The 7856-nt window shown below is 63.6% G+C and carries 8 protein-coding genes; 7 read left to right on the plus strand and 1 reads right to left on the minus strand.

Annotated elements, in window-relative coordinates; translation table 11 throughout:
• Entirely contained in the window at nt 1-390 is a 390-nt protein-coding gene (locus RB623_RS18730; RefSeq protein ID WP_308058433.1) for a cupin domain-containing protein, read from the plus strand.
• 282 nt (nt 391-672) lie between these two features.
• On the opposite strand, the gene RB623_RS18735 is transcribed toward RB623_RS18730, so the two are convergent.
• Nucleotides 673-1764, minus strand: a complete 1092-nt coding sequence (locus RB623_RS18735) for an LLM class flavin-dependent oxidoreductase (RefSeq protein ID WP_308058434.1) — start codon at nt 1762-1764, stop codon at nt 673-675.
• 126 nt (nt 1765-1890) lie between these two features.
• Here RB623_RS18735 and RB623_RS18740 point away from each other — a divergent pair, with 126 nt between their 5' ends.
• From RB623_RS18740 to RB623_RS18765, 6 genes are all read left to right on the plus strand, one after another.
• Nucleotides 1891-2682 carry an aldolase/citrate lyase family protein gene (locus tag RB623_RS18740; RefSeq protein ID WP_308058435.1) on the plus strand — a complete coding sequence of 264 codons (792 nt, stop codon included), beginning with the start codon at nt 1891-1893 and terminating at the stop codon, nt 2680-2682.
• Nucleotides 2683-2882: 200 nt separating this feature from the next.
• Nucleotides 2883-4079, plus strand: coding sequence for a pyridoxal phosphate-dependent aminotransferase (locus RB623_RS18745; protein ID WP_308058456.1), 1197 nt, complete (start codon nt 2883-2885; stop codon nt 4077-4079).
• Between the two features lie 77 nt (nt 4080-4156).
• A complete protein-coding gene (locus RB623_RS18750) occupies nt 4157-4954 on the plus strand; it encodes an ABC transporter substrate-binding protein (protein WP_308058436.1) in 798 nt (265 codons plus the stop codon).
• Nucleotides 4955-5047: 93 nt separating this feature from the next.
• Nucleotides 5048-5719: an amino acid ABC transporter permease gene (locus RB623_RS18755; protein ID WP_308058437.1), complete on the plus strand. Its 672-nt coding sequence runs from the start codon at nt 5048-5050 to the stop codon at nt 5717-5719.
• Between the two features lie 59 nt (nt 5720-5778).
• The gene (locus tag RB623_RS18760) at nt 5779-6150 is read left to right on the plus strand and encodes a nuclear transport factor 2 family protein (RefSeq protein ID WP_308058438.1); all 372 of its coding nucleotides are present in this window, start codon (nt 5779-5781) and stop codon (nt 6148-6150) included.
• Nucleotides 6151-6193: 43 nt separating this feature from the next.
• Nucleotides 6194-7483, plus strand: coding sequence for a cysteine desulfurase-like protein (locus RB623_RS18765; RefSeq protein ID WP_308058439.1), 1290 nt, complete (start codon nt 6194-6196; stop codon nt 7481-7483).
• Nucleotides 7484-7856 lie beyond the last annotated feature (373 nt).

Below are 7856 nucleotides of genomic sequence, written 5' to 3' on the forward strand. Positions count from 1 at the left end.
ATGCTGAAGATCGCCGTTGCCGCGCTGTCGCTGGCGCTGCTGACCGCGACCGGGTTCGCGCAGGAGGCGCCAGCCGGCATCAAGCGCACGCCGCTGCAAAAGCTCGCCTATCCCGACGGCTATACGGTGATGATGGGCACCGCCGAAATCCCGCCGGGCGGCGCGTCGGGGCGGCACACGCATCCCGGCGTCGAGACCGGATACATCTTGGAAGGCGAGGTGCTGATGTCGGTCGAAGGCCAGCCCGACCAGACGCTGAATACCGGCGATTCCTATCAGATTCCGGCCGCCGCCGCGCATGACGTGAAGACGGTGGGCGACAAGCCGGCCAAGGCGCTGGCGACCTATGTGGTCGAAGCGGACAAGCCGCTGGCGAGTCCTGCGCCATGAGGTTTTGGTTCGCCTGCAGCCAGTTGAAAGACCATTGACCGACCACTCCGTTCAACACCCCTCATCCGACCTCGCTTCGCTCGGCCACCTTCTCCCACAGGGGGAGAAGGGAGAGCACTGCCGCTTCGTCTCCGCAAATCTCCAGCGTCGGCGATCGGCAGCAAGGCCGGCGCGAAACTCCCCCTTCTCCCCTTGTGGGAGAAGGTGGCCGAGCGAAGCGAGGTCGGATGAGGGGTGTTGGACGGAGTGCGAAACTCAACCGCAATTTCCACCTATCCTGCCCTACACCCGATACCCCGCCTTCCTCAGCAGCGGCAGGACACGGTCGCAGAAATAGGGCAGCTCCTGCGTATAGTTGACGAAGGACAGCGCGATACCCTCGTAGCCCTGCCCGGCTATGGCGACCATCTCCTCCGCAATGATCTCCGGCGATCCGACCAGCGGATAGCTGCCCGCGCCGCCGGCAAAACGCTGGCGGTAGCGGTCGTAGGCGTGGGCGTCGTGCGACTGCGAGAATTCCTTCTTGCCGGCCATATGCGCGTCGACCGCCGCGTGGTCGGCCATGGTCACGGCATAGCGGTCGTAATAGGCGCGCGCTTCTTCCATCGTTTCGCGGCAGACGACATGGGCGACAGTGTAGCAGCCGACGGTGCGGCCGGCCTTGTCGGCGCGCTCGCTTATGTCGGCGACATGTTTGCCGGCATCGGACAATTCGGAGAAGGTGGTGAAGAGATAGTCGCAATGGGCGGCAGCGAAATCACGGCCCGGCCCACCGAAAGCCGCGTTCATCGTCACAGGGCGCGGCGCCTGAAGGCTGGCGGGGCGGCTGACGGCTTCCTTGAGATGGTAGTAGGTGCCGTCATGGTCGAGCGGCTCGTCCGAGGCGTAGAGCTTTTCGACGATGTCGATCCATTCGGCCGCCTGGTCATAGCCCTTCTCGACCAGCGGTGTGCCGAACATGCCGAATTCCTTCGGGTTCCAGCCGCAGACGATGTTGAGGCCGGCGCGGCCCTGGCTGATGTGGTCGACGGTGGCCAGCGCCTTCGCCGCATAGAGCGGATGCACCAGCGGCACATGCACGGTCATGAACAGGCCGATGTTTTCGGTCGCCGCCGCCAGCCCCGCCGCCCAGGTGAAGGTCTCGAAGGAATGCTCGCGCACCCTGTTCCTGCCGCCAAAGCCCTTCCAGCGGGCGATCGGCAGGAAAAAATCCAGTCCGGCGCGGTCGGCGATCTGCGCGGCAGTCAGATTGTCCGGCCAGTTCGCCGTCCAGCGCTCCGGCACATCGGTTATCGCCAGGCCGCCGTCGGCGTTGGTGGAAAAGACGCCAAGCTTCAGCCGGTTCGGGCCTTTGAGCGGATGCGGTTTCGCCATGCGGTTTTCCTCCGGAGCGGCACGCTACGGCTTGGCCGAAATATTTCAAGCATGAAACGTCTGCCCGCTTCGCGGCGGCGGCATCTGGGCTTATGTCTCGTCGCAGGTGGACCGAAGGAGAAAAAGATGACCGGCTTTCGCGAAAAATGTTTGGGCCGGCAGGCCATGGTCGGCACGTTCGCCGCGATCCCGCATCCGGTGGCGGTCGAGGTCGTCGCGCAGGCCGGTCCGGATTTCCTGTGCATCGACTGGGAGCACGCGCAGATCGGGCGGGACACGCTCGAAAACCTCGTGCGCGCCGCCGACATCCACCAAGTGCCGGCGATGGTGCGCGTGCCGGGCCATGCGCCGGAGGCAATCGCGGCGGCACTCGACAGCGGCGCCAGCGGCGTGCTGGTGCCGCGTGTCTCCACCGCCGAACAGGCGCGCGCCGTGGTCAAGGCGTCGCGCTATCCGCCGCTGGGCGAGCGCGGCGTTGGGCCGGGGCGCGCTGCCGGATACGGCTACCGCATCTTCGACTATCTCGGCCGCGCCAATGCCGAAATCCTCGTCGCCGTGCAGGTCGAGACGGCGGAAGGTTTTGCCAATGCCGCCGAGATCGCCGCGACGGACGATGTAGACGTGGTGTTCGTCGGGCCGGGCGACCTTTCCGTGTCGCTCGGCGCGATCGGTCCGGACGGCGCCGAAAAGCTCGGCCAGGCGATCGGCGCGATCATCGAGGCAACGCTGGCAGCGGGCAAGATCGCCGGCATCTTCTGCGCCAAACCAGAAGATACCTCGCGATGGGCAGCAAAGGGCGCAAGCTTTTACATCCTCGCCAGCGACACGATGTTTTTGGGGGCGGCTGTGGAGGCGGGCTGCGGGGCGGCGCAGAAGGGCGCGGCAGTCAGCGGAGCCGACGGTGTCCGGAATGGCTGAGCCGAGGCAGGCCTGCCGTTATGCATGACCTGTCCTTGAAGAAAATGCCGCATCAATCTTTTTAAGCTTAAAACTTTCACCTTGAAAACCGCCGCGCTTCGGATAAGCATTCCGTTGCTGATCGCGTCAGCCGCCTGAAAGCTCATCCAGCGACGCCATCCGCTTGTTGTACGCTCGAAGGGTTTTTGTCCTTGTCTTTCATGCCGCCCCAGTCGTCGTCCGTGGCCAAGGCGCGCTACGCATTCGACGGCATTCGCGCCCAGATCCGCGACCTGCACACCGAAACCATCGCCAACCTCGCCATGCGCGCCCGCGAGATCGGCGACGTCATCGCTCTGTGGTACGGCGAAGGCGACATGGTGACGCCGGCCTTCATCCGCGACGCCGCAAAACAGGCATTCGACGACGGCCTGACCTTCTATATCCCCAACATGCGCGGCTACGAGCCGCTGATCGAGGCGCTGTCAGAGTATCAGACACGCTTGCACGGACAGCACATCCCGGTTTCTCGCACGACGGTGACGCCGAGCGGCATGCAGGCGCTGTATTTCGCGCTGGAACTCCTGGTCGATGTCGGCACCAACGTCGTCTATGTCGCGCCGCAATGGCCCAACATCCACAACGCCATCCACCTGATCGGCGGCGAGCCGCGGCCCTTCCATCTCGATTTCGACGGCGACTGGCGGCTCGACCTCGAAAAACTGTTTGCCACGTGCGACGCGCGCACCCGCGCCATCTTCCTGTCGACGCCTTCCAATCCCACCGGCTGGACGGCGAGCCGCGAGGAGATGCTGGCGCTGCTGGAGTTCAGCCGACGCACCGGCATCTGGATCATCTCCGACGAAGTCTATGCCCGCCTCTATTTCGACGGCGAGGTGGCGCCTTCCATCCTGCAGGTCGCCGAGGACGGCGACCGGGTGCTCGCCGTCAACAGTTTTTCCAAGGCCTGGGCGATGACCGGCTGGCGGCTGGGCTGGCTGACGCATCCCTCCGGCGTCGCCGACCAGCTCGGCGCGATGACGCAATACATCAACAGCGGATCGGCCGGGCCGATCCAGGCCGGCGCCAACGCCGCCATCCGCCAGGGCGAGCCGCTGGTCCACGAGATCCGCCAGCGGATCAAGACCGGGCTCGACCTCGCCTACGACAAGCTTGCCCTCATACCCGGCATCGTCCTGCCGAAAAAGCCGCGTGGCGGCATGTACGCCTTCTTCGCGCTGGAGGGCCAAAACGACTCGCGAAAAGCCTGCGCGGACATCCTCGAAAAAGCGCATGTAGGGCTGGCGCCCGGCTATCTGTTCGGCAGCTCGGCCAACGCCTTCCTGCGCATGTGCGTGTGCCGCGATGCCAGGCAGATCGAGACCGCGCTCGACCGGATGGTCGAAGCGATGAAATGACGTTCCGCCAGAAGGCGGGACGGCAACAATCCGCGCAGACACGAGCTGCGCGGATCAACAAGCAAGGGGAACGTACCATGAGCTTTACACGCCGCAACCTTATCATTCTCGCCGCCGCGATCGGCCTTGCCGCCGGCCCGCTCGCCGCCCATGCCGAGGGCGTGCTGAATGTCGGCTCCTACCCGAACAATCCGCCCTTCGAATACAAGGCCGAGAGCGGCAATTTCGAAGGGTTCGAGGTCGACATCGTCACCGACGCGGCAAAGCGCATCGGCATGACGGTCAACATCCAGGGTCTTGACTTCCAGCCGCTGTTCGCAGCCACCAGCTCCGGCCGCATCGACGTGGCGATCTCGTCGATCACCATCACCAAGGAGCGGCTCGGCTCGCAGTCCTTCACCCAACCCTACTACGATTCCGACATGGGCGTCGCCGCCAAGACCGACGGCACGGTGAAGACGTTGGCCGACCTCAAGGGCAAGATCGTCGGCGTGCTCTCCGGCTCGACCGGCGACAAGTGGTCGAAGGACAATCAGGCGGCCCAGGGTTTTGCCGAGATCAAGGGCTACAACACCCAGCAGGAAGTGCTGCTCGACCTCGCTGCCGGCCGTGTCGACGGCGTTGTCAGCGACGTCCCCGGCATGGAATATGCCTTCACCAAGATGAAGGGCCTCGCCGTGGTCGACCGCATCAAGACGGGCGAGCAGTACGGCTTGATGGTCACCAAGGACTCGCCGCTGCTGGAGAAGCTGAACGGCGCGCTGACCGAGATGAAGAAGGACGGCACGCTGGCCGCCATCCACAAGAAGTGGTTCGGCACCGATGCGCCGGCCGGCTCGTCGACGGTCACCGAAGCGCCAATGCCGAAAGCCTGATTCTTTTAAACCCATCGCGGATCTGCGTCGTGCCGGCTTCCGCCGGCACGATCGTTTCGGAGACAAGCGCCAAGCCTTTGGTCGGGGACGCCGATGACCTTGCTCGACACCTTCTTCAACGCCGAGGTTCTGGCCTCGGCTTTCCCGGCGCTGATGCGCGGCCTCATAAACACGCTGCTGCTCGGACTGATGAGCATCGGCATCGGCGTGCCTGCCGGCCTGCTGATCAGCCTGGTGCGTCTCTATGCGCCAAGGCCGATCCGCTGGCTCGCCATCGGCTACATCGACATTTTCCGCGCCATGCCGATCCTGGTGGTGCTGATCCTCATCTACTACGCCCTGCCTTTCGTCGGCATCCGCCTGTCATCGTGGGCGTCGGCCGTGATGGCGTTCTCGCTGGTGCTGGCGGCCTATTCGGCGGAAGTGTTCCGCTCCGGCATCGAGAGCATCCCAAAAGGCCAGTTCGAGGCGGCGCAGGCGCTGGGTCTCCCTTTCCTGCTGACGCTGCGAAAAGTCGTGCTGCCGCAGGCGGTCCGCGTCGTCATTCCGCCGACCACCAGCAACTGCGTGTCGATGTTCAAGGACACGTCGCTGGCGTCTGCCGTCGCCCTGCCCGAACTGCTCAAGGAAGCCAACGACGCCCAGGCGCTTTACGCTAATCCGTCGCCGCTGATCGGCGCGGCGCTCGTCTATCTCGCCTTCCTTTGGCCGATGGTGCGGCTGGTCGGCTATGTCGAGAAACGCGCCAAGACGGCGGTGCGGTGACTCAGGATCTCATACCCGGAACGTGCACGGACAAGATATCGATCATCAGGAGACGGGCGATGGATATTCGATCGACATTGACGGAGCTGTGTGAGGCATTCAACGCGCACGATCTTGATCGCATCATGGGGTTCTTTGCCGACGATTGCGTCCTGGAGATGCCCAGGGGAAGCAAGCCCTGGGGTTCTCGCTTCGAGGGCAAACGAAATGTTCGCGAAGCACTGGCGATGCGCTTCGCAGGCCTGCCCGATGTCCACTACGGCGACGACCAGCATTTTGTGGATTCGGCCGCCGAGACCGGGATGTCGAAATGGACCCTGACGGGGACCAGCCCGGACGGGACGAAAAAGGAAGTCCGGGGTTGCGACTTCTATACGTTTCGCGACGGCAAGGTGATCCGCAAGGACTCGTACTGGAAAATCGTCGAATAGGAGCCCGATGTTGGCCCACCCGAACCACCCACAAGGAACGCCCGTGAACCAGCACCTGACCCTTGAAGCCGAATCCACGTCATTTCCGGTGGAAAGAATCCGCGCCATGTTCCCGGCTCTGAAGCAGGCCGGCGACTTCATCTTCTTCGACAATGCCGCCGGCGCGCAGATCCCGCAAAGCGTGCTCGACGCCGTGACCAACCATCTAGTCGGCCACAATGTGCAGCGCGGCGGCCGCTATGGGCGCAGTGTCACCGTGGACCGCTCGGTGGCGGAGGCGCGCGAGAGCGTCGCCCTGCTTATCAACGCCTACAGGCCGGAGGAAATCTGCTTCGGCATGAACGCCACCTCCTTTATCCGCCTCGTCAGCCTCGGCATCGGCCAGATGCTGGCCAATGCGAAAGGGGACGGGCGCGACGAGATCATCGTCACCGATATGGACCACGACGCCAACATCGCCACCTGGCTGGCGCTGGAACCGGCTGGCGCAAAATTCAAATGGTGGCGCATGCGCGAGGACGGCAATCTGCATGTCGACGACCTCGCCCCGCTGCTCTCGGAGCGCACGCGGCTGGTGGCCTGCACGGTGACGGCGCATTCGATCGGCTCGATCGTCGATGTCGCGGCCGTGGCGGCAATCGCCCACGCGGCGGGTGCCGAAGTCTTCCTCGACTGCGTGCATTTCGGCCCGCACGGGCTGATCGACGTGCAGATGTGGGACTGCGACTACCTCGTCTGCTCCGGCTACAAGAACTTTTCTCCGCACATGGGTTTCCTGTGGGGCCGCTTCGAGACGCTGAAGCGCCTGCCCACCTTCCGCGAGGATTTCATCCCCGACGAGCCGCCCTACAAGGTGGAGGCCGGCACCTTCGTCTACGAAAATGTCTCCGGCATGGACGCGGCGGTGCGCTACCTCGAATCGATCGGCCGCAATTTCGCGCCCGCCAACAACCGCTCGCGCCGCGAAAACATCGTCGCCGGCATGGCCGAAATCCGCGCCTACGAGATCTTCCTCGCCCGCGAGATGCTGCGCGTCTTGAACGGCGTCGGCGCGACGATCTACGGCATCGGCGATGAGGCGCACATCGAGCAGCGCGTGCCGACCTTCTGCTTCAACATCGGCAAACTGTCGCCGCAGACGATCGTGGAAGAAATGGCCGCACTCGGCATCGGCATCCGCGACGGCCACATGTACGCGCCGCGCCTGATGAAACGCCTCAACCTCTCCATGGACAGCGGCTGCATCCGGGTGTCGCTGGTGCATTACAACACGGTCGAGGAGATTTTGAGGTTCGAGGCCGCGCTGAAGGATGTTATCGCGAGGAATGGGTAGGCTCAACAGAAGTCAGGTCGTGCCGGGGATAGCCAATAGTTATGCGTCAAATCCGGCGCGCATGGAGCGCTCGACGGTCGATAAGGGAGTGGCTTCGCTATCCGTTCTTTTTTGCTCTTTCCCTTTAAAGGCCATTATCCGAGGCTCGAAACTGCCGTCATTGTTGATGTCTCGACATTTTCAGTGCGCTTGATACCATGCGCGGCGTGGACACGAAATTGCTAAAAATTGGACGAGGCGCGGCAATTGGGAGTGGTCTAGGTGTGGGCTTTCAGAAGGTTGTCCATTCGGACCTGACCGAGGAGACTGGAGTTACCACGCTTCAGATTCGTCGGAGGGTCCGAATGAACATTCATAAGAATGCCCGTCTCAC

Source organism: Mesorhizobium sp. LHD-90 (assembly GCF_030929505.1).
In the GTDB taxonomy this organism is placed as follows: Bacteria; Pseudomonadota; Alphaproteobacteria; order Rhizobiales; family Rhizobiaceae; genus Kumtagia.